A 22,685-nucleotide genomic window follows, 5' to 3' on the forward strand; every position below is an offset into this window, starting at 1 on the left:
TATCCTGAGCCTTTTGGGTTGTTCCAGAAAAAAGGACAAATTCTTGAATAGAAATTTCCATGCAATGGGAACTTATTATAATATACTTTATAATGGGAATATTGCTTTAAAAGAAGGTCAAGAAGAACTACACGACTCGTATCAAGAAGATTATTGGAAAATTCTTCCTATAGAGCGTATGCAAGTTTTACCAGATCAAGAGCGCCTTAATGACGAAAATCGTAATGAAAACTTTATAAGAGCTGAAGAAAAGGCAACAAAGTCTATTCAGAAGCACTCCATGTATGTTGGTGGTAAAGAATACAATCCGCAAATGGATGAAGCCTTTCTCTTGCTTGGCAAATCACGATATTTCGATCAAAGATTTATACCTGCAAAAGATGCTTTTAGTTTTATCTTAAATCACTACCCGAAAAGCAGTACCGTCAACGAAGTCAAGATCTGGAATGAAAAAGCAAATATGCGTCTTGGTTATTACCAAGAAGCAGTTGAGAATCTAGAGAACCTTGTTAATACTAAAGAAATGGATGATGAGGTGCGTGTTTTAGCATTAACATCATTAGCTGAGGTTTACTTAGAAATTGATGAAATTTCACAAACAATTCCAACAATTGACGAAGCAATCGGTTTAACCAAAGACAATGCTCTAAAAGGCAGACTTTACTTCATAAAAGGACAAGTTTATCAAGAACTTAATCAGAAAGATAGCGCACACTTAGCTTTTGAAAAAATCATAGAGCTCAATAGAAAAACACCGAGAACTTATAGAATTCACGCTTTTCTAGAGCAAAAGAAAACAGAATCTTATGAGAATTTAGCATATGATGAAACGGATCTGTTTTTTAATGAATTAATTGAAGACAGAGAAAATCGATCTTTTTTAGATTTTATCCATTATGAAAGAGCAGCCTATCTCAATCAGCTTGATTCCATTGATTTGGCGGTAGAATCATATAACGCATCGTTAAAAGAAAGTTCAGAAGATCCTTATTTAAAAGCGCAAGCCTACAAAGATTTGGGCGATATTTACTTTAACCGTGCTTCATATCTGACATCAGGTAAATATTATGATAGTACGCTCACTAACTTGACAGAAAGAACACGTGAGAAAATAAGAATTCAGAAAAAAAGAGAAAATCTGGATGATGTCATTAAATATGAAGCGATTGCAAATAAGAACGATAGTATTTTATATTTAGTTGATGCTTCTGAAAATGAGCGTTTAGCTTACTTTGAAAAGCATGTTGACTCACTTAAAGAGGAGGCGAAGAGTGTTTTCACTTCAGATAAAGCTTTAAAAATAGGTCAAGGTTTTAAACAAAGATCTTCGAGAGCTCCAGTGCAAGGCGCATCAGTTTTTTATAATGAAAATTTAAAACAACGCGCTTACAAACAATTTACAAAAACTTGGGGTGAGCTTAAACTAGCAGACAATTGGCGTATGAAACCTCAGAAGTCTAATGATGCAATAGCCCAAGGAGCTGATAGTGATGTCGACCCGATGGAAGAAGAATTCAAATCTCCAAAATACGATCCTGAAACTTATATTTCTCAAATTCCTACAGAGCAAAAAGTCATTGACTCAATTTCTGATGATAGAAATTTTGCTTACTACCAATTAGGGATAATTTATAAGGAAAAATTCAAACGTTACGATTTGGCAACTGATAAACTAGAATCTGTTTTGAAGCAAAACCCAGAAGAACGTCTTATTTTACCTTCAAAATTTTATTTATATAAAATTTATCAAGATACGGGAGAAAGCTCTAAGGAGCTGAAGTGGAAAAATGATATTTTACAAAATCATCCTGAATCTAATTACGCTAAAATTATTAGAAATCCAGAAGCATTTGCAAGTGATGCGAATAACCCACAAAATATTTATTACCAGACTTACAAGAAATATGAAAGTGGAGATTATACTTCTGTCATAGCAGAATGTAATGCTTACTCGGCGCAATTTACAGGAACGAATATTGCCCCTAAGTTTGAGTTGTTGAAAGCAAAAGCTATTGGACGTGTTGATGGGATGAAGGCTTATAAAAAAGCATTGAATTATGTCGCATTGACTTATCCGCAATCAAAAGAAGGGAAGTATGCGCAGGACAGATACAATCAATTAGATCAAAAAGTCGCAAAAGCTGAGTTTACAGATGAAGCTGAAGCAGAGGAGTTTAAACTTGTCTTCGAAATCATTGCTGATGTTAATGTTGATGAGTTGAATGAAATGATTAAAAATGAAATCCAAGAAATGGGTTATGGTTTTAACTTAACCAAAGATGCTTACAGTAATAATTTAACTTTCTTGATTGTTCATGGTCTTAACTCAAAACTTGGCGGTCAAGGTTTGGCCAAGAAATTAGTTGAAAAGCTTGAAGAATTAAACTCGACTTCTTACTTTATAGCATCATCTCATAATTATAGGGTGATTCAGATTTATAAAATGAACGAAGAATTCAAAAATAAATAAAACGATTATGTTTTCAGAAAAGAAAAAAGATCCAAAACAAGATTTGACAAAAGAACAAAATAAAATTGCTCAAGGCACAACATTTAAAGGTGATATTGAGTCTCAAGGGAGCTTTAGGATCGATGGTAAGGTGGAAGGAACAATTAAAACACCAGGACGAATTGTCGTTGGTAAATCAGGATGTGTAGAAGGAGAGGTTAAATGTCATAGTGCAGATTTTGAAGGCAAGTTTACAGGTAAATTAATTGTTGAATCCCAGTTGAGTTTAAAGTCATCCGCCCATATTGAAGGTGAAGTAATCACTGATAAATTATCTATTGAACCAGGAGCTTTATTTAATGCAACCTGCGTGATGAAAGATGGTGTTAAAACCTTGAATGATGAAAAAGGAAGGAAAAGAAAACAAAAAAAAGGAGAAACCGCTTAGTAACTGGGTTACTTTCTCAGGCTTAGCTTTTCAGATGATCATCGTGATTCTAGGAGGCGTCCTTTTGGGGATTTGGATTGACGGTAAATATGAAAATAAATTTTCAGTATTTACAATATCTTGTTCCTTGTTAGGCGTTTTTATATCGCTCTATCAGGTTTATAAATCAGTCAAAGACTTAAATGATGATAATACATAAACAATCTTTTCTGAAATTCATCAAATATTTAATTCCATTTGCTGTTTTGTCGGGTTTGGTTCAGTATCTAATTATAGAAATAAGTTTAGATGTGAATATTTATTACCCAACCTTTATCACTTACATTTTTTTGTTTTTTATGACCTTGCTTATTTACACAGTTTTACTGATGATTGACAAGGCTTTTAGTGACAAAACAGGTTTTGCGTTTATAGGCTTAGGTTTGGTTAAAATGTTTTTTTCGATTATTTTTCTTCTTCCAGTTATTCTTAATGATTCAGATAATAATCACATCACTTTAGATATATTTAGTTTTTTCATTCCTTACTTTCTTTTCCTTTTATTCGAAACTTTATTTGTGGTGAAGCTGCTTCGAGCTAAGTAGAACTATTTCAATAAAATAGGGCTAATTGATAAGAAAGTATATTTTTTATAGCAAGGCTTTCTAATAAAGATTAAAAGTATATCTTTGCACCGAAATTTTAGAGAGCACAATTCGGGTACTATGAAAGCAAACCAATCTTTAAGGATAGTAATGGCGCTAACATTAGCTTTTACAATGTTACCATTTGCATCATTTGCTAATAAAGATATCGCAGAAGCGGAAGAAGAATTTAACCCTACAGATATGATTATGCATCATATTGGTGATGCGCATGGGTGGCACTTTTTTGGAAGTGGTGATAATTCTTTTACACTTCCTTTACCTGTTATATTATATACAGATGCTGGTCTGGTGGCTTTTATGTCAAGCGAATTTCATCACGATGTTGAAGGTCAAAATGTTGTAGAAAGAGATGGATTGAAGTTCGTGAATTATCATGAAGGAATCTATCAGTTAGATGCTGGTGAAAATACTTTAAAGATGGGTGAGGATGGCTATCCTGCAAATGCAGTTGAGCCGCTTGATCTATCTATCACTAAAAACGTTGCTGCAATGTTTTTAACCGTGATTGTCATGTTGTTCTTTTTCTTAAGCTTGGCAAGTCATCACAAGAAAAATGCTCATGCACCTAAAGGTATGAACAATGCTTTGGAGGCCTTGGTTCTTTTTGTTAGAGATGATATTGCAAGACCACAAATAGGTGAAAAAAAATACAAGAAGTTTATGCCTTTCTTGTTGACTGTCTTTTTCTTTATTTGGGTGACAAACCTTTTAGGTCTTTTACCTGGTGCGGCTAACGTTACTGGAAATATATCGGTGACAGTTGCTTTAGGTTTATTTACTTTGATTTTAATTGTTTTTAATGGTAATAAGGATTACTGGGCTCATATTTTTTGGATGCCTGGCGTGCCTGTTCCGGTAAGAATTTTATTAGCGCCAATTGAATTGATAGGTTTAATTATCAAGCCTGTTGCCTTGATGATTCGTTTATTTGCGAATATTACAGCGGGACATATCATCATTCTTAGTTTGCTAGGTTTGATTTTTATATTAGAAAACGTAGGTGTAGCTGGTATTTCGGTGCCATTTGCATTATTTATTATGGTATTAGAGCTTTTAGTTGCATTTCTACAAGCTTTTATTTTTACAATGCTATCGGCGCTTTTTATAGGAGCAGCCGTACAAGAACATCATTAATTTTAATTTTTTAATTTTTTAATTTTTTTTACTATGGAGTTATTATATGTAGGATTGGCAGCTTTAGGAGCTGGTTTAGCAGTTTTTGGAGCAGCATTTGGTGTTGGTAAAATCGGTGCGTCAGCTATGGAAGCGATCGCTCGTCAACCAGAAGCAGCAAACAAAATCCAAACTGCAATGATTATTGCAGCGGCACTTGTTGAAGGTGTTGCGTTATTCGGTGTAGTAGCAGCTTTATTAGGTGTGCTTAAGTAAGACATTGAACAAAAGTACTTCTCTCTAACGATTGGTTAGAGAGAAGTGCTTTAATTAAAAAATTAAATTAATACTAGATATTATTTAAACTATGGAGTTAATAAAACCTGATTTTGGATTGTTCTTTTGGCAAGTAATCGTTTTGTTAATCTTGATCTTCTTGATGTCAAAATACGCTTGGAGACCTATTTTAGGGTCGATAAGAAAACGAGAAGAGTCTATTAATGACGCTTTAGCATCTGCTGAAAAAGCAAAGCTTGAGATGGCAAATCTTAAAGCTGATAATGAGAAAATGCTTCAAGAGGCGCGTGCTGAACGTGACGAAATGTTGAGAGAAGCGCAGCAGATGAAAAAGAATATTATTGCCGAGGCAACAGAAGATGCAACGGTTAAATCAAATGACATCCTTAATAAAGCGCAAGAAGTGATTGAGGCTGAGAAGAAGGCTGCTATTAAAGAAATTAAAGCACAAGTTGCTGAGCTTTCAATTAATATCGCAGAAAAGGTTGTCAAAAAAGAATTAAATAGTGACAAAGCTCAAATGGAACTTGTCAACAAAATGCTTGACGACGTTAAAGCTAACTAAACTATGAGTAGAAGAGCAGCATACCGATATGCAAAAGCTACGATTGAGCTTGCGCAAGAGCAAAATAAGCTGGAGGCAGTCTATAGGGATATGGAGCTAATCCATCAAACAATAGATCAGAATAAGGAACTGAACGCTGTCTTGATTAGTCCTGTCGTTAAATTATCAACTAAACTTGATGTAGTAGTTGATGTTTTTAAGCAAACGGATCAATTGGTGCAAGAACTTTTCAAAACATTAGCAACTAATAATAGAATTGATATTCTGATGCTTGTTGCTGTTGAATTTATTTCTAAATATAAAGATCTTCACAATATTCAGGAAGCAACTGTTGTAACTGCAACTGCTTTAACTCCTGAAGTTGAGGCAAAAGTTCAAGAAACAATTAAAAATGTTATTGGCTATTCTGCGAAGATTAAAAACGAAATTGATGAATCTATTTTAGGTGGATTTATATTGAAACTGAAAGACTTGCAATTTGATGCAAGTGCACAAGGTAATTTAAACGCCTTGAAAAGAGAATTTTTAAATTAAAAGCAACGGTCTTAATGACCATTTAATGCAACAATAAAGTTATGGCTGAAGTAAATCCTGCTGAAATTTCGGCAATTTTAAAAAAGCAAATTTCAGGCTTCGAATCTGAAGCATCATTAGAAGAAGTTGGAACAGTGCTCCGAGTTGGTGATGGTATTGCCAATGTTTATGGTTTAACCAATGCTGAGTACGGTGAATTAGTCCAGTTTGAAAGTGGTTTAAACGGAATGATACTTAACCTAGAAGAAGCTAGTGTTGGTGTCGTTGTATTCGGAACATCTTCTGAAATTAAAGAAGGTGATACTGTAAAACGTACAAAACAAATTGCTTCTATCAATGTTGGTGAAGGAATTGTAGGACGTGTTGTGAACACACTTGGAGAACCAATTGACGGTAAAGGCGCTATTGAAGGTGAAACTTTTAAAATGCCACTTGAGCGTAAAGCGCCAGGTGTTATTTACCGTGAACCTGTAACTGAACCTATGCAAACTGGTGTTAAAGCTATTGATGCAATGGTTCCTGTTGGTCGTGGTCAACGTGAGCTTGTGATTGGTGACAGACAAACTGGTAAAACAACTGTTTGTATTGATACCATCCTGAACCAAAAAGAATTTTACGATAGAGGCGAACCAGTTTTCTGTATTTACGTTGCTATTGGTCAAAAAGCTTCTACTGTTGCAGGTATTGCTAACTTACTAGAAGAAAAAGGCGCTTTAGCTTACACAACTATTGTTGCGGCTAATGCATCTGATCCTGCTCCAATGCAGGTTTATTCAGCAATGGCAGGTGCTGCTATTGGTGAGTACTTTAGAGATACAGGTCGCCCAGCTTTAATTGTTTATGATGATTTGTCTAAACAAGCTGTTGCTTACCGTGAGGTTTCTTTATTACTAAGACGTCCACCGGGTCGTGAAGCATACCCTGGTGATGTTTTCTTCTTGCACTCAAGATTATTAGAGCGTGCTGCTAAAGTGATCAATGATGATGATATCGCTAAACAAATGAACGATTTACCTGAATCTTTAAAAGATAAAGTGAAAGGTGGAGGTTCTTTAACAGCTTTACCAATTATTGAAACACAAGCAGCTGACGTTTCTGCATATATTCCTACAAACGTTATTTCGATTACAGATGGTCAAATTTTCTTGACAACTGATTTATTTAACTCTGGTGTTCGTCCTGCAATTGACGTTGGTATTTCAGTATCACGTGTTGGTGGTTCGGCTCAGATTAAATCAATGAAAAAAGTAGCAGGAACATTAAAACTTGACCAAGCACAATATAGAGAGCTTGAGGCTTTCGCTAAGTTCGGTTCTGATCTAGATGCTTCTACAATGGCAACTATTGAGAAAGGTAAACGTAACGTTGAGATTCTTAAGCAAGGTGAATCTAGCCCATTCCCGGTTGAACACCAAGTTGCAATCGTTTATGCAGGTTCTAAAAACCTACTTAGAAACGTACCAGTTGATCAAGTGAAAGCATTTGAAACTGATTACTTAAATTTCTTAGAAATGAAACATAGAGAAGATGTTCTTGATGTTTTAAAATCTGGAAAATTAACTGAAGAAGTGACTGATACACTTCAGAGAGTGGCGAAAGAAATCGCTGAAAAATATACAAATTAGATTGTAAAGAGTAGGTTTTCATAAACCTACTCTTTCTAATTATTCATTGATTAGAATATGGCTAACTTAAAAGAATTAAGAAATAGGATTACCTCTGTTTCATCAACGATGCAGATCACGAGTGCCATGAAGATGGTTTCGGCTGCAAAGTTGAGCAAAGCGCAAGATGCAATTACAAGAATGCGTCCTTATGCTGAAAAATTAACAGAACTACTTCAAAATCTTAGTGCTTCTCTTGATGGTGAGGCGCAAAGTCCTTACACGGTAGTTAGACCAGTGAGTAAGGTTTTGATCGTTCCGATTTCATCAAATAGAGGTTTGGCTGGAGCTTTCAATACAAATATTGTGAAGCGTTCAAAACTCGTTTCAAAACAATTTGATGATGCAGCGACAATTGATTTATTGACAATTGGTAAAAAAGCCGATGATGTTCTAAAAAAAGACTTCAATGTAATACATAACAACAATGAAGTTTTTGATCATTTAGAATATGACAATGTCAAAGAAATTGCTGAATACCTCATGAAAGTATACGCAGAAGGTCAATATGATAAAATCATCTTGGTTTATAATAGCTTTAAAAATGCTGCAACTCAAATTATTAAAGAAGAGCAATTTTTACCTCTAGAAACTGAAGTTGGTGAGACCAAAGTTTCGCCAAATGCGACTGAATATATTTATGAACCAAATAAGGTTGATATCATTAAGGAGTTAATCCCTAAGTCCTTAAAAATACAATTGTTTAAAGCTATAAGAGATTCAGTAGCATCTGAACATGGTGCGCGTATGACTGCAATGCACAAAGCAACAGACAACGCAACGGAATTAAGAGATGATCTTAAACTCTCTTACAACAAAGCTAGACAAGCATCAATTACTAATGAAATCTTAGAAATTGTTGCAGGTGCTGAAGCTTTAAGCGCTTAAGTTTAAAATAAGCTTTTATTAAATTAGAAGCTCAACTCAATAAAAAATCCTCGATTGAAATTTCAATCGAGGATTTTTTATTTGTAGTCTTTTTTAGAAGTTTAATTAGCTTCTTTAATCAAGTGAATATAGACAGGGAAGTGATCACTGTATCCTCCTGTAAAGCCGCCGTCTGCAAATGATCTAAAAGGATATCCTTTATATTTGCCCTCAGATGTTTGAAGGAAGTTAGCATTGTAAATTCCAGCTTTATACATTTGGTAGCTTGAGTAATCTTTAGTGATCAATGATTTACTCACCATGATCTGATCAAATAAATCCCAAGTATCTCTCCAAGCAATTGTACCAATTCCTCTTTTAAAGAGTTTGTCAAATGGGTTATATAGCTCTTTCGATTTCACTTGTCTCTTTTTACCTTTTGCGTGTAAGTGATCAGTAATACTTTTGTTGTAAGGTCCGTCATTGAAATCCCCCATCATCATGATTTTTGCATTCGGATCATTGCTCATAACAGAGTCAACAACGGAGCGAGAAGATTTAGCTGCTTTAATTCTGTTAGCTTCTTCACTACCTCTCGATGGCCAGTGATTCACCATAAAGTGAATTTCATCACCATCTAATAAGCCTTTCACGTATAATTGATCTCTTGTATAATCTCTTTTCGTGCTGCTACCATTTCTATACATAATCAGTTCTTTTCTACCTGTATGTGTCGGTTTAAAAATACCTTTTTGATAAAGTAAAGCAACATCGATTCCTCTTTCGTCAGGAGAATCATAATGAACAATACCATAATTGTATTGTTTTAATTCAGGCTCATTCACAAGATCTTGTAAAACATCAAAATTTTCAATTTCGGCAAGGCCAACAATTGCAGGAGCATTTTTAGATAACTCAGCCCCGATGCGTTTAATTACTTTAGCTAAGCCTTTTTGTTTCTTGATGTAAACATCACCTCTTATGCTTTCACTCATTTCCATGATAGGGGCCTCATCATATTTTGTAGGATCGTTAATTGTGTCAAACAAGTTTTCAACATTATAAAATGCAACTGTTGTCACTTTATAATCTTTTTTTTGAGCAAAACTAAATGTTAAAGTTAGAGATGCTATGATTGTAAATAATTTTAATTTAGACATAATTATTTGGGTATTATTCTTTTGTTAAGCCGTAAATTTAGGGATGTAAAGTTAATGAATTAATAATTAATGACTATTTTTGTAATCTTCTTTTATCTGTTAATAAAAGAAATAATTTAACTTTAAATTAGTAACATGCGTAGACTACAGATTTATGGCTTCTTCGCTTTTTTATTTACCGTACAGATGTTTGCTCAGCAAACTAATGTGGTTGGAAAAGTTCTCGAAGATGTCTCAGGGAAAAGTATTCCTGGAGCGACTGTCAGTATTGAAGGATCAGATTTGAGTGTTGAATCACTTAAGGACGGGTCTTTTACATTTAAGGGGTTAAATCTACCTCTTGGTGAACATTTTTTAATTGTTGATGAAGTTGAATTTTCAACTGGTCGGTATCCAATTGTTATTAACGTAGGTGAAACACTTGATGTTGGAACTTTGTTTTTAGAATTCGATATTGCTAAAGAAAATCTTCAAATCAGTACAATTAGTTTGACGGACAATGAGCTTGATGGTGATGATGCTTCGGCATACAACATTTCAGGTTTATTAGCATCTTCACAAGATGCATTTTTAAGAGCTGCTGCTTACGATTTTTCTGCTGCGTTTTTCAATCCTAGAGGATTAGATAATGCGAGCGGTAAAGTTTTAATCAACGGTTTGGAAATGAACAAAGTTTACTCTGGTCGACCTTCATGGGGAAACTGGGGCGGACTAAATGATGTTCAGCGTAACCGTGTTTTTGTAAGAAACTCAAAAGCGAGTGATTACAACTTTGGTGATGTTGGTGGAACAACTAACATTATCATGAGAGCTTCAAAAATGCGTCAAGGTGGTCGTGTTTCTTATGCGTCTTCTAACAGAAGCTACCAAGGTCGTGTGATGGGAAGTTACAATTCTGGTGCTTTAGAAGGAGGCTGGTCTTATTCTGTTCTTCTTTCGCGTCGTTTTGGTGAAGAAGGTTATAAAGACGGAACTCTTTATGATGCCAATTCATTTTTCGTGGCTGTTGAAAAAGAGTTAAACGATAAGCATAGCTTAAACTTTACAGGCTTTTACGCGCCTAACAGAAGAGGGATGAGTACTTCTTTAACTGAGGAAGTTGTCGCGCTTAAAGGGAGAAGCTATAACCCAAACTGGGGATGGCATGGTGATGATAAGCGTAACTCTAAAATTCGTAAAACCGAAGAACCAGTTTTTATGCTGAACCATTACTGGGATATCAATGAAGATATTAAGTTAAATACTAACGTTGGCTACCAAACCGGTTTTATGTCAACAACACGTATTGATAATGGTGGTACACGTTTGGAAATTGATCCAAATACTGGTGAGCCATTTTACTTAGGTGGTGCGAGAAATCCATCAGCTAATTATTACCAAAACTTGCCGAGTTACCATTTACAAGATGACAACCCAACACCTGCTGATTTCCAAAGTGCATACGAAGCTAGAGAAGCTTTCGTTAATGGAGGTCAATTAGATTGGGGTAGCCTGTACAGAGGTAATCGTAACTTTAAAGGAGACAATTCTGTTTACGCTTTATACAGCGATAGAGTTGAAGATTCTAAAATTATGGCAAACTCTATCTTAACAGCTAAAATCAATGAAAACATGACTTTAAACGGTCGTTTGAATTATAAAAAGCTGAACAGTGAGAACTTTGCTCAAATGGAAGATTTACTTGGAGGTCAAAGTTATTTAGATATTGACTTCTTTGCTGAAGAATCAGGTTTTATTTCTGGTGTTGCACAAGACCTTGCGCAATCGGATTTAAATAATCCTAACCGTCTTGTTTATGAAGGTGAGCGTTATAAATATAACTACGAAATTGATGCTGAAGTTTATGATGCTTTTGCACAAATGCAATTAAAATATAATCGCTTAGATTTTTACGTTGGTGGTAAAGTTGGTCAAACAAATTACCAAAGAACTGGTCTTTACGAAAATGGATTCTTCCCAGGTGCTGGATCTTTTGGTAAAGGTGAAAAACTTGATTTTACAACTTTTGGTGGTAAATTAGGTGGAGTTTATAAAATCACGGGGCGTCACTTAATTGACATGAACCTTTCTTATGCTCAAGATGCGCCGACTATCAGAAACTCTTACAGTAACGCACGTCAGAACCATGAGGTTATTGATGGTTTAACTGAAGTGACAAGTCAATCTTTAGACTTAAGTTATATCTATAAATCACCATTATTAAATGCACGTGTGACTGGTTTCTATGCTGGTTTTCAAGATGAAACAAATGTAGCCTTTTATTTTACTGAAGATATCACTGGCTTGCCTGCTGATGATGGAAGTGCTTTTGTGCAAGAAGTCATGTCGGGTATTGATAGAAAACACTACGGTGTTGAGTTTGGTATTGAAGCGCAAATTTTGCCAACATTAAAATTGAAAGCAGCAGGTTCTGTAGGAAATTATATTTATGATAATAATCCTAATATATACTTGACAAGTCAAGATTTTCCTGGACAACAATTAAGTTTTGGAGATGGGAAAACTGACATGAAAAAGCTTCACGTTTCTGGTGGACCTGAGCGTGTTTTTCAATTAGGTTTTGAGTATAGAGATCCAAATTATTGGAATGTAGGTGTTACTGCTAACCATTTCTCAAACTCTTATATCACGCCAAGTGGATTACTGAGATCAGACAACTTCGCACTTGATTATGATGGTGTTAAATTCTCTGATTATAACAATGAAGAAGCAAGAGGCTTACTAAAGCAAGAGAAGTTTGATGATTACATGCTTGTTAATTTAACTGGAGGAAAATCATGGAGAATTGGAGATAAATATATCGGTTTCTTCGCTGTAGTAAGTAACCTTTTTGATGAAGTCTATAAAACTGGTGGTTTTGAACAAACCAGAAAATCTAACTTCAACACAAGAGGAGAAGATATGAGCCGCTCTAACGGTGCCGTTTTTGGTAACCGTCATTACTATGGTTATGGAACAACCTATTATTTAAATGTTTACTTAAGATTTTAATAAAATAAAAATTCAGATGATAATGAAAAATTTAAGAATAAATTATTTTTTGATGCTCCTATTTATTGGAGCAAGCACAATGTTGACCTCTTGCGTCCAAGATGACGATTACGCAGACCTAAACATTGTAGAAGAAGAGCCAAATATTGATGGAACTATAGTTGATTTATCAACGGTTTATAATGAATTGGTTACTAATGAATATCAAAATTTTACTTTCGAAGAAACCAATAACTACGCAGAAGCTTATGTTGTTTCTTCTGACGAAGGAGGTAACTTTTACAAAAAATTAGTCGTTCAAGACAAGCCTGAAAACCCAACGATAGGTTTTGCTATTGGTATTGATATAACACCAGCTTTTACAAGATATGCATTTGGTCAAAAAGTATATATCAAGCTTGATGGATTAACAGTTGGACAGCAAGTTGATAATGTTCAGTATTACCCAAACACTGAGTTCAACGAGCCAACTTTAGGTATAAACAATGGTTCTGAAATAGATGACATCCCAGCATCGCAAGTTGAAAAACATATTTTAAGATCATCTGAAATCGCAACAATTGTCCCTGACATGATTTCCTTTGACGATTTATCAGCAGAAAATGTTAATACTTTTGTTCAATTTAGTGAAGTTCAATTTAAAAGGTCTCTTATGCGATATGATGAAGATGGCAATGTCATTTCATCAATCACTTATGCTGGTGAGCCAGGTGATGAGTATGATGTTGAGCGTACATTCTTAAGTTGTGTTTCTAATGGTCAAATGCCGATAAGTACAAGTGCTTTCTCTGATTTTAAATCTGTTTCTCTTCCGCAAGGCTCAGGAACGCTTTCAGGCGTTTTATCAAGGACTTACTATGGTGATAACTACACTCTTTTTATGAGAACTCCTGAAGACGCAGATATGACAAATGAGCGTTGTGATGATCCAAATATTCTATATTGTGGTATCCCTAACGATAGTAATTCTATCGTTTATGAGGAGAACTTTAACTCAGCAACAACTTTTGCATCAATTGGCTGGGATAATATTAACGTCACAGGTGGAAACTTATCATACGTGTTAACAAACTTTCAAGGTGATAAATATGCGCAAATATCAGGTTTTCAATCAGGAGAGACTAATTATGAAGTTTGGTTAGTTTCGCCTGAAATCGACTTATCATCAACAACTGATGAAGATTTGAGCATGCGTATCCAAACAAACCATAACAATGGTGTTATTTTATCAATGCATATTACCGATAATTACACAGGTGATCCTGCAACAACAGAGTGGAAGGCTTTAGATCTTGAAGTGCCTAACGGTCCTTCAAGTGGTTTTGGAAATTTCCAAGATGTTGGTCCAACAAATATTTCTTGTGCTGGTGATAATGTTAGAATCGCATTTAAATATGTAGGTTCTGACCCTGATGCGACAACACGTTACCACATAGATGATATTAAAGTTACAGGTAACTAAAAATCATTTTCATTAACGAATTTAAAAAAGGCTGTCACATTACGACAGCCTTTTTTCGTCTTAAACCTGGAACGCATTTGCGTATTATTTGCTTAAATTTGAAAACTTAAAAAATAAGTATTGGGTCTTTATAAAAAGCTATTTCAACAAACCTTTATTTACGGTTTAGCAACGGTTTTGCCGAGAATGATCAGTTTCATTCTTGTGCCAATTCATACCGAATACTTAACAGATTCAGCTGTTTACGGCCGTATTTCTGTCATCTTTGCTTATTTTGTATTGTTCAATGTGTTTCTGTCCTACGGCATGGAAACCGCTTTTTTTAGATTTTTTAATCTTAAAGAAAATAAACAGAATGTCATTAATACATCAGCTTGGTCATTAGTTGGAACTACAACTTTGTTTTTGATCATCGCTTTATTTTTTACGCCACAATTATCTCATCTTTTAGATATACATCCCGATCACTATAAATTAATCATCTGGATTCTGGCTTTAGATGCTTTTGTGATTATCCCATTTGCCTATTTAAGAGCTAAAGGACAACCACGAAAGTTTGCTTTAATCAAGCTAATCAATGTTTCTATCAACGTTTTTCTAACAGTTTTCTTCTTAGTTTGGCTTGTTTCATGGCATACAAAATCTTCTTTTTTTGAAGCTTTATATGTTCCAGATTTTCAAGTCAATTATGTTTTTATAGCTAATTTAGTCGCAAGTGCAGCGACTTTAGTGATGCTTTTGCCTTTCTATTTTAAGCTTAGTTTTAATTTTGATAAAGCTTTGTGGAAACGTATGCTAAAGTATGCTTATCCAGTATTACTCGCCGGTTTAGCTTTTTCAGTCAATGAAGTTTTTGATAGGATTTTATTAAAATATTTATTGCCAGATGACATTGCTGATTCGGCAATTGGCGCTTATTCCGCTTGTTATAAATTAGCTGTTTTCATGACGCTTTATGCCACCGCTTTCCGTTTGGGGATCGAGCCTTTCTTCTTTAGCCATGCCAAAACTGAAAACCCTCAAAAAGCTTATGCCATGATTACAAAATATTTTGTCATTATTGGCGCGATTATTTTATTGAGCGTGATGGTTTTTATCGAGCCTTTAAAACTGCTTATCGTTCGTGATGAAAGTTATTATGAAGCCTTAGCTATTGTGCCGCTTATATTATTGGCCAATTTTTGTTTAGGGATTTATCACAATCTATCTGTTTGGTATAAAATTACCGATCGTACCAAGTTTGGTGCTTATATTTCTGGTTTTGGCGCATTGTTGACACTTTTGATGAATATTTTATTGATCCCAATGATTGGTTATTACGGCTCTGCAATCGCTACGCTTTTGGCCTATGCAAGCATGATGATTTTGTCCTACATTTACTCAAAAAAATACTATCCTATCCCTTTCCAAACATCTCGAATACTTTTATATATGCTTGTATCCGTTGGTTTAGGAGCACTTTCTTTTTATACCTTTGAAGAAAATTATATCTTCGGCATTGCAAGTTTAGCCTTTTTTGTTTTCTTCATTTATTTTAAAGAAAAAAACGAAATCAAGAAATTATTAAAATCATAAATGAAGCCTATGCAAATCAAGATTCTTAATAAATCCTCTAATCCAATTCCATCTTACGAAACGAAGTTTTCTGCAGGTGTCGATTTAAGAGCGAATATAACTGAAGATGTTTTACTAAAACCATTTGAAAGATGCTTAGTGAAAACAGGAATCTTTCTAGAAATCCCTGAAGGGTACGAAGCGCAAGTCCGACCAAGAAGTGGACTAGCTCTTAAAAAAGGAATTTCTCTTGTTAATTCTCCAGGCACAATTGATGCTGATTATCGCGGTGAAATTGGTGTAATCCTTATCAACATGTCTCAAGAAGATTTTACAGTTTCTCATGGTGATAGAATCGCTCAACTTGTTTTTGCAAAATGTGAACAAGCTGATTGGATTGAAGTTGAAGAACTCAACAAAACAGAACGCGGTGAAGGCGGATTTGGCAGCACCGGCAAAAAATAAAACTAACTTTTAGAATATAGATTATGAAAATTATAGTGCCTATGGCAGGTCGAGGTTCTCGTTTAAGACCTCACACATTAACTGTTCCTAAACCATTAATTCCTATTGCTGGCAAACCAATTGTTCAGCGTCTTGTAGAAGATATTGCAGGTGTTTTGGATGAAAAGATTGATGAAGTTGCTTTTATTATATCTGAAGATTTTGGACAAGAAATAGAAAATAAACTCACTGAAGTTGCTGAAAGCTTAAATGCGAAACCTAGTATTTATTACCAAGATAAGCCTTTAGGAACTGGTCACGCCATCATGTGTGCCAAAGAATCTTTGAGCGGACCCGCTGTTGTGGCTTATGCCGATACACTTTTTAAAGCTGATTTTACGCTTGATAAAGATGCCGATGCTGTGATGTGGGTGAAACAAGTAGATAACCCAAGTGCTTTTGGCGTAGTTCAATTAAATGATGATAATCACATCGTTGATTTAGTTGAAAAGCCTGAAGAATTTGTTTCAGATTTGGCTGTTATCGGTATTTATTATTTTAAAGATGTTGCGCTTCTTAAATCTAAATTAGAAGAAGTGATTGAAGAAAATATCATGCGTGGTGGTGAATATCAAATCAATGATGGAATTGATAAAATGCGTGCTGAAGGTCGTGTTTTTAAACCAGGAAAAGTTGATGAATGGATGGATTGTGGAAACAAAACCGTCACTGTTGAAACCAATCAGCGTATGCTGAATTTTATTCATGCTGATCAAAAAGAAAATTTGATTTCTGATTCAGTTAAAATTGAAAATTCTGAAATCATCGAGCCTTGTTTTATAGGTGAAAATGTTGTGCTTAAAAACGCAAAAATTGGTCCTCATGTTTCTTTAGGAAACAACACAGTTGTTGAAAATACAGAAATGAAGAATTCACTTGTTCAAGAAAATGCCGAAATCAAAAATGCAAAACTCGATAATGCAATGATTGGCAATTTCGCAAAATACAACGGTGAATTCACATCGATTAGCATCGGTGATTATTCAGTTTTAGAGTAATGAAAAAAGTCAGATACATCTCTTTTCTCATTTTCTTTTTGGCAAGTTTTATTTCATTTGCCCAAGAAGAAATTAATCAAAACGAAGTTAATCGTGATGATTTAGGAGATGTATCTGATCAATTTCAAGAACATTTTTTTGAAGCGCTAGCCCAAGAAGCGATTGAAAATCCTGAAAAGGCAATTTCTGCTTTAGAAAAATGTCTCAAACTTGATAAATCTAGTTTTGCAGCTTTATTTCTGATGGGTAAAAATCACGCAAAATTAGAAGCTGACACGAAGGCTGAATCTTATTTAATGAAAGCTTTAGAGCAAGCTGAAGCAGACCAAGAAAAATATGTGCATCAGGTTTTGTACCAACTTTTCACACAAAATAAAGCCTTTGAAAAAGCGATTGAGCAAGCTTTGATTTTGTCGGAAAATAACTCCAACTATCAACAAGAACTCATTAACCTTTACCATATCACAAAACAGTATGATAAAGCTTTAAATCAACTTCAACAATTTGATCAACGCTACGGTTATTCAGACTCTCGTGATCAACAACGCTTTGTTATTTATCGTTCTCAAAACGATGAAAAAGCAGCGATTTCTTATTTTCAAAATCGCTTAAAAAAGAATTCAAAAGATAAAAATGCTTATCGTTTTCTAAATCGTATTTATTTGAATCGAAACGAATTTGAAAACGTGATTGACTTATCTCAAAAAGCACAACAAAAACTTCCTGAGTTTGTTGATGTTTTGCCTTCGTTAAGTTTAGCATATATCAAAACTGAGCAGAAGGATTTGGCTAAGAAATATGCTCAGAAAACACTTAATAATCCGATGATTGCTGAGAAAGAAAAAGTTGAAGTCATCAATGCCTACCGAATTTATGCTGAGCAAAATGCCGAAATAAAACAAGATTTAATCAGTTTATTAGATCAAGCCATTACTTCAGAAAAAAACACATCAAGCCAGAAAGAGCTGGGTAACTTTTACAAAGAAAAAGATCAAGAGAAAGCGCTAGGTCATTACCGAGAAGCTTTGCGCAATAAACCCAATGATTTCAAGTTATATAAAGAGATTTTAAACCTTGAACTTTATCTGGGTAAATTTGAAGATGCACTCAATACAAGCGAGCAGGCTTTAAGCGTTTATCCGTCACAAGCGATATTTTATTACACGCAAGCAGCAGCTTTATTTGAGTTAAATCAAACACAAAAATCTATTGATCAATTAGAGATGAGTTTATCTTTATTGATTGATAATACACAGCTTAAACTTAAGATTTATGAGCTTTATTTGAAAATTTATCAAAGAGAAGAAAACGCTGAAAAAATGAAGCTCTATCAAGAAAAAATTAAGCGTCTAAAAGAATAAGATTCTATGAGAAAATATATCAGTTTTATCCTTGTTTTTACTTTTGTGCTGACATCGTGTGGCACAAAAAAAGCAGCATCCGATCTTGATAAACCAGTTTCAGAACGTGTTGCTTTAAAGAACTTTGAAAAGAATTCACCAGAGTTTGAAAGCATTTCTGGAAAGATGAAAGTCTCATACGAAAGTAAAAAGGACGCACAAAGCTTGAGTATTAATTACCGTATTTTAAAAGACGAAAAAATTTGGTTGAGCGCAAAAGTGATGGGACTTGTTTCTGTTGCTAAAGTGTTAATTACTCCTGAAAAAGTTCAGTATTACGAAAAGCTAGACAAGACATATTTTGATGGTGATTTCCGAATAGCGAAGGAATATTTAGGTTTAGAAATCGATTTTGAGCAAATACAAAATCTTTTGATCGGTCGAAATTTAGAGCCTTTAAAGAAAAAACATATGTATTACTCAGAAAATGCATATTTAAACATTAGTGAACTTCAGAATTTTTTGATTTTTACAGCAAAAATCTCAGCTTCTGATTTTCTGTTAACTGAGCAAGGTTTGAGTCAGCAAAACAGAGATTTGAAAGTTTTTTATAAAGATTATAGACAAGATAAAAATAGTTATTTCCCAAATGAGATTCTTATTTTAGCCAAGGAAAATGATGATTTGGTTAAAATCAAATTAGATTACAAATCGAGAAGTTTAAACCAAAAATTGAGTTTTCCTTATTCAGTACCATCGTCTTATAAACCAGCTAAGCTATGATTAAATTGAGATTTTTTATTTTCTTTTTACTCTTTAGTGTTTCTTCAGTTGTGTTTGCGCAAACTAAAGCTGAATTAGAAGCAAGACGATTGGAAATCAAAAAAGAGATTGCTGATATCAATAAGATTCTCGTTTCTACGCAACAAAGAGAAAAATCACTTTTAGAGGAAGTAGAAGAAATACAATTACGAATTACTTCTGTTGAAAAATTGGTGCGCGTTTACAATCAAGAAGCAAACTTAATCACACAAAACATCAACGAAAACGCAAACAGAATTGATAGATTAAGAACAGATTTATCCAATCTTAAGGAAGATTATGGCTTAATGATTCAGGAATCTTATCGCAGTAATAATCAACAAAACCGTATCATGTTCTTGTTATCGTCTGAGTCGTTTTTTCAAGCTTATAAACGTTTGCAGTATATGAAGCAATACGCAAATTACAGAAAGCAACAAGGTGAAGAAATTCAGGCTAAAACTAAAGAATTACAAGCTTTAAACGACGAGCTCTTCAAGCAGCGCAAAGAAAAAGAGAGCATTCTAGCCGAAAACAGAAAGGCTAAAAGTGAATTGGTTTCTAATCAAAAGAATTTAAAATCTTTATTAGCGCAAGTTAAAGTTAAAGAAAAAGATTTCAAAAGTGAAATCAAGGATAAGCAGAAGCAAGTCGCTAAAATTGATCAAGAAATTGAACGTTTAATTAAGGAAGCCATCGCACGTGAAAATGCAAAATCTGGGTCAAAATCAACAACCCGTTTTAAATTAACACCAGAGGCAAAAGCTTTAGCAAAAGATTTTTATAAAAACAAAGGCAAATTACCGTGGCCAGTAACTTCAGGTATTGTTTCTATGCGATTTGGTAAGCACCGGCACCCGATTGTGAGAACTACAATGATTGAAAGTAATGGTGTGAGAATTGATACTGAAAAGCACAGCAATGCGCGTGCTATTTTTGAAGGTGAAGTCAGCCAAATCAATAAAATTCCTGGAGCAAATATTGCCGTGATGATTCGTCATGGGGATTATATCACGGTTTATAATAACTTAGATAAAGTTTATGTCGAAAAAGGTGATACTGTTTTCAGAAATCAAGATATCGGCCGTGTTGGTAAGAACCCTTCATCAGGAAAAACAACGCTATTTTTTCAGCTTTTCAAGAACTTGAAAAAACTTAATCCTGAACTTTGGATTTACAAAATGTAAATGCGAGGACATCAATTTCCCAATTACTTTAGAGAATTCTGTCTTTTTTGATAAAATAAGCATAATTATTTCTCCATTTTTTTATTTTTAACCTCCTATTAACAACGCAAAATCAATTTATTTTTGAATTTGCGCGAGATTGTAATAAAACGAACTTATACGTCTATAAGAAATTCTGATTATGGAAGGACAAAATGCAGCACTTGATATAGAAACTATCAATGCAAAAGTGAAAGAAGAGAGTGCTTTTGTTGATTTATTAGTCAACGAAATGAACAAGGTTATCGTTGGGCAAAAGCATATGATTGAGCGCCTATTAATTGGATTGTTAGGTAAAGGCCACATTTTATTAGAAGGTGTTCCTGGTCTTGCCAAAACATTGGCGATTAATACATTGTCAAAAGCGGTCAAAGGAGATTTTAGCCGTATTCAATTTACACCAGATTTGTTGCCAGCCGATGTTGTTGGGACAATGATATATAACATTAAAGAAAACGATTTCAGTATTAAAAAAGGACCGATTTTTGCAAATTTCGTCCTTGCTGATGAAATCAACCGTGCACCAGCTAAAGTGCAATCTGCTTTACTAGAGGCTATGCAGGAAAAGCAAGTCACAATTGGTGATACAAGTTTTACGTTACAGCCACCATTTTTAGTGATGGCAACGCAAAACCCAGTTGAGCAAGAAGGAACTTATCCCTTACCAGAAGCACAAGTTGACCGTTTTATGTTGAAGACTGTGATCGACTATCCAAAACTCGAAGAAGAGCAGATGGTTGTAAGAGCTAACCTAAAAGGCACTTATGATGAAGTTCAGCCTGTCGTTTCTCTCGATCAAATTTTACGTGCGCAAGAAGCGGTTCGTATGGTTTATATGGACGAAAAAATTGAACGCTACATCCTTGATATTGTTTTTGCAACACGTTACCCAGAACGTTATGGTTTAGAAGAGATTAAGCCGTTGATTAGTTTTGGTGCTTCTCCTCGTGGAAGTATCAACTTGGCAACTGCTGCAAAGTGTTATGCTTTTATCAGAGGTCGTGGCTATGTGATTCCTGAAGATGTGCGTGCTATCGTTTATGATGTTTTGCGTCATAGAATCGGAATTACTTATGAAGCTGAAGCTGAAAATATCAAAACAGAAGATATCATCAACAAAGTGATTAACGAGATTGAAGTGCCGTAAAAGTGACGATTTCCCAATCGTTATTTTGAGTTAAGATGTCAATTTTTTCACTTTATGGAAACTAAAGATTTACTAAAAAAGGTTCGCAAAATCGAAATCAAAACACGTCGCCTCAGCGATAATGTTTTTGGTGGAGAATATCATTCTGCGTTTAAAGGTCGCGGAATGACTTTCAGCGAAGTTCGTCAATATCAATTTGGTGACGATGTGCGTAGCATTGATTGGAATGTGACAGCGCGCTACAATGAGCCTTTTGTGAAAGTCTTTGAAGAAGAGCGCGAGCTAACAATGATGCTTCTTGTTGACGTTTCTGCTTCTAATTCCTTTGGGACTAAAGCTGATTTTAAAGATAACATCATTACAGAAATAGCAGCAACACTCGCTTTTTCTGCTACTAAAAATAATGATAAGATTGGTTTGATGCTGTTTTCAGATCAAATCGAACTGTATATTCCACCCAAAAAAGGGCGCTCTCATGTATTGAGAATTATTCGTGAATTGATAGAGTTTAAACCTCAAAACAAAAAAACAGATTTGGGCAAAGCTTTCAAATATATGATTGACATGCTCAAAAAGAAAGCGATTGTTTTTGTGTTATCAGATTTTATGGACGATACTTATGAGCATAAATTGAAAATTGCTGCTAAAAAACACGATGTTACTGGGATCAGAGTTTATGATGAACGCGAAGAAAGTTTACCGAGTTTAGGCTTGATACAAGTGCAAGATGCTGAAACTGGAGCATTCAATTGGGTGAATACCTCGTTAGCAAGTGTAAAAGAAACCTACCAAAAACAATATAGAGATCAGGTTGATTATTTTTATCGCGCTTTTAGATTGAGCGGTTCTGGTTATATGAATTGTCGCGTTGATGAAAGTTATGTCAAGAAATTATTAGCATATTTTAAAAGAAGATGA

General features: G+C 34.5%; 21 protein-coding genes. 20 read left to right on the forward strand and 1 reads right to left on the reverse strand.

Going from position 1 to position 22,685, the window contains the following annotated elements:
* The first annotated feature begins 43 nt into the window (after positions 1 to 43).
* The 10 genes from CAP47_RS08460 (at position 44) to atpG (ending at position 8,605) form a co-directional block, all read left to right on the forward strand.
* Positions 44 to 2,470 carry a tetratricopeptide repeat protein gene (locus tag CAP47_RS08460; RefSeq protein WP_238141012.1) on the forward strand — a complete coding sequence of 809 codons (2,427 nt, stop codon included), beginning with the start codon at positions 44 to 46 and terminating at the stop codon, positions 2,468 to 2,470.
* 7 nt (positions 2,471 to 2,477) lie between these two features.
* On the forward strand, positions 2,478 to 2,897 hold the full coding sequence (locus CAP47_RS08465) for a polymer-forming cytoskeletal protein (RefSeq protein ID WP_093238500.1): 420 nt from the start codon (positions 2,478 to 2,480) through the stop codon (positions 2,895 to 2,897).
* On the forward strand, positions 2,851 to 3,096 hold the full coding sequence (locus CAP47_RS08470) for an AtpZ/AtpI family protein (protein WP_100776231.1): 246 nt from the start codon (positions 2,851 to 2,853) through the stop codon (positions 3,094 to 3,096). The genes CAP47_RS08465 and CAP47_RS08470 overlap by 47 nt, the downstream gene beginning before the upstream one ends.
* Positions 3,083 to 3,481, forward strand: coding sequence for a hypothetical protein (locus tag CAP47_RS08475; protein ID WP_143521309.1), 399 nt, complete (start codon positions 3,083 to 3,085; stop codon positions 3,479 to 3,481). Before CAP47_RS08470 ends, CAP47_RS08475 begins: the two co-directional genes overlap by 14 nt.
* 120 nt (positions 3,482 to 3,601) lie before the next feature.
* Positions 3,602 to 4,678 (forward strand): F0F1 ATP synthase subunit A, encoded by a 1,077-nt coding sequence (gene atpB, locus CAP47_RS08480; protein WP_100776232.1) that lies wholly within the window; start codon positions 3,602 to 3,604, stop codon positions 4,676 to 4,678.
* Positions 4,679 to 4,711: 33 nt separating this feature from the next.
* Positions 4,712 to 4,933, forward strand: coding sequence for an ATP synthase F0 subunit C (gene atpE / locus CAP47_RS08485; RefSeq protein WP_093238488.1), 222 nt, complete (start codon positions 4,712 to 4,714; stop codon positions 4,931 to 4,933).
* Positions 4,934 to 5,024: 91 nt separating this feature from the next.
* The gene (locus CAP47_RS08490; protein WP_100776233.1) at positions 5,025 to 5,519 is read left to right on the forward strand and encodes a F0F1 ATP synthase subunit B; all 495 of its coding nucleotides are present in this window, start codon (positions 5,025 to 5,027) and stop codon (positions 5,517 to 5,519) included.
* A 3-nt stretch (positions 5,520 to 5,522) separates the two neighbouring features.
* Entirely contained in the window at positions 5,523 to 6,053 is a 531-nt protein-coding gene (gene atpH, locus CAP47_RS08495; RefSeq protein WP_100776234.1) for an ATP synthase F1 subunit delta, read from the forward strand.
* Between the two features lie 41 nt (positions 6,054 to 6,094).
* Complete coding sequence (gene atpA, locus CAP47_RS08500) at positions 6,095 to 7,678, forward strand: F0F1 ATP synthase subunit alpha (RefSeq protein ID WP_100776235.1); 1,584 nt, start codon at positions 6,095 to 6,097, stop codon at positions 7,676 to 7,678.
* Positions 7,679 to 7,735: 57 nt separating this feature from the next.
* Complete coding sequence (gene atpG, locus CAP47_RS08505) at positions 7,736 to 8,605, forward strand: ATP synthase F1 subunit gamma (RefSeq protein ID WP_100776236.1); 870 nt, start codon at positions 7,736 to 7,738, stop codon at positions 8,603 to 8,605.
* 101 nt (positions 8,606 to 8,706) lie between these two features.
* On the opposite strand, the gene CAP47_RS08510 is transcribed toward atpG, so the two are convergent.
* Positions 8,707 to 9,744: an endonuclease gene (locus CAP47_RS08510; protein ID WP_100776237.1), complete on the reverse strand. Its 1,038-nt coding sequence runs from the start codon at positions 9,742 to 9,744 to the stop codon at positions 8,707 to 8,709.
* 135 nt (positions 9,745 to 9,879) lie between these two features.
* Here CAP47_RS08510 and CAP47_RS08515 point away from each other — a divergent pair, with 135 nt between their 5' ends.
* The 10 genes from CAP47_RS08515 to CAP47_RS08560 all read left to right on the forward strand — a co-directional run bounded on the left by CAP47_RS08515 (position 9,880) and on the right by CAP47_RS08560 (position 22,685).
* Positions 9,880 to 12,735 (forward strand): TonB-dependent receptor, encoded by a 2,856-nt coding sequence (locus tag CAP47_RS08515; protein ID WP_100776238.1) that lies wholly within the window; start codon positions 9,880 to 9,882, stop codon positions 12,733 to 12,735.
* Between the two features lie 22 nt (positions 12,736 to 12,757).
* Positions 12,758 to 14,197 (forward strand): DUF5689 domain-containing protein, encoded by a 1,440-nt coding sequence (locus CAP47_RS08520; RefSeq protein ID WP_100776239.1) that lies wholly within the window; start codon positions 12,758 to 12,760, stop codon positions 14,195 to 14,197.
* Between the two features lie 120 nt (positions 14,198 to 14,317).
* Positions 14,318 to 15,772, forward strand: a complete 1,455-nt coding sequence (locus CAP47_RS08525) for a lipopolysaccharide biosynthesis protein (RefSeq protein WP_100776240.1) — start codon at positions 14,318 to 14,320, stop codon at positions 15,770 to 15,772.
* 9 nt (positions 15,773 to 15,781) lie between these two features.
* Positions 15,782 to 16,216 (forward strand): dUTP diphosphatase, encoded by a 435-nt coding sequence (gene dut / locus CAP47_RS08530; protein ID WP_100776537.1) that lies wholly within the window; start codon positions 15,782 to 15,784, stop codon positions 16,214 to 16,216.
* A 23-nt stretch (positions 16,217 to 16,239) separates the two neighbouring features.
* On the forward strand, positions 16,240 to 17,253 hold the full coding sequence (locus CAP47_RS08535; RefSeq protein ID WP_100776241.1) for a sugar phosphate nucleotidyltransferase: 1,014 nt from the start codon (positions 16,240 to 16,242) through the stop codon (positions 17,251 to 17,253).
* Positions 17,253 to 18,614, forward strand: coding sequence for a tetratricopeptide repeat protein (locus CAP47_RS08540; protein WP_100776242.1), 1,362 nt, complete (start codon positions 17,253 to 17,255; stop codon positions 18,612 to 18,614). The genes CAP47_RS08535 and CAP47_RS08540 overlap by 1 nt, the downstream gene beginning before the upstream one ends.
* Positions 18,615 to 18,620: 6 nt before the next feature.
* Complete coding sequence (locus CAP47_RS08545) at positions 18,621 to 19,376, forward strand: DUF4292 domain-containing protein (RefSeq protein WP_100776243.1); 756 nt, start codon at positions 18,621 to 18,623, stop codon at positions 19,374 to 19,376.
* Entirely contained in the window at positions 19,373 to 20,581 is a 1,209-nt protein-coding gene (locus tag CAP47_RS08550; protein WP_100776244.1) for a murein hydrolase activator EnvC family protein, read from the forward strand. Before CAP47_RS08545 ends, CAP47_RS08550 begins: the two co-directional genes overlap by 4 nt.
* A 181-nt stretch (positions 20,582 to 20,762) precedes the next feature.
* On the forward strand, positions 20,763 to 21,767 hold the full coding sequence (locus CAP47_RS08555; RefSeq protein ID WP_100776245.1) for an AAA family ATPase: 1,005 nt from the start codon (positions 20,763 to 20,765) through the stop codon (positions 21,765 to 21,767).
* A gap of 54 nt (positions 21,768 to 21,821) precedes the next feature.
* Entirely contained in the window at positions 21,822 to 22,685 is an 864-nt protein-coding gene (locus CAP47_RS08560) for a DUF58 domain-containing protein (RefSeq protein ID WP_100776246.1), read from the forward strand.

Source organism: Psychroflexus sp. S27 (genome assembly GCF_002810405.1).
GTDB classification, from domain to species: domain Bacteria; phylum Bacteroidota; class Bacteroidia; order Flavobacteriales; family Flavobacteriaceae; genus Psychroflexus; species Psychroflexus halocasei_A.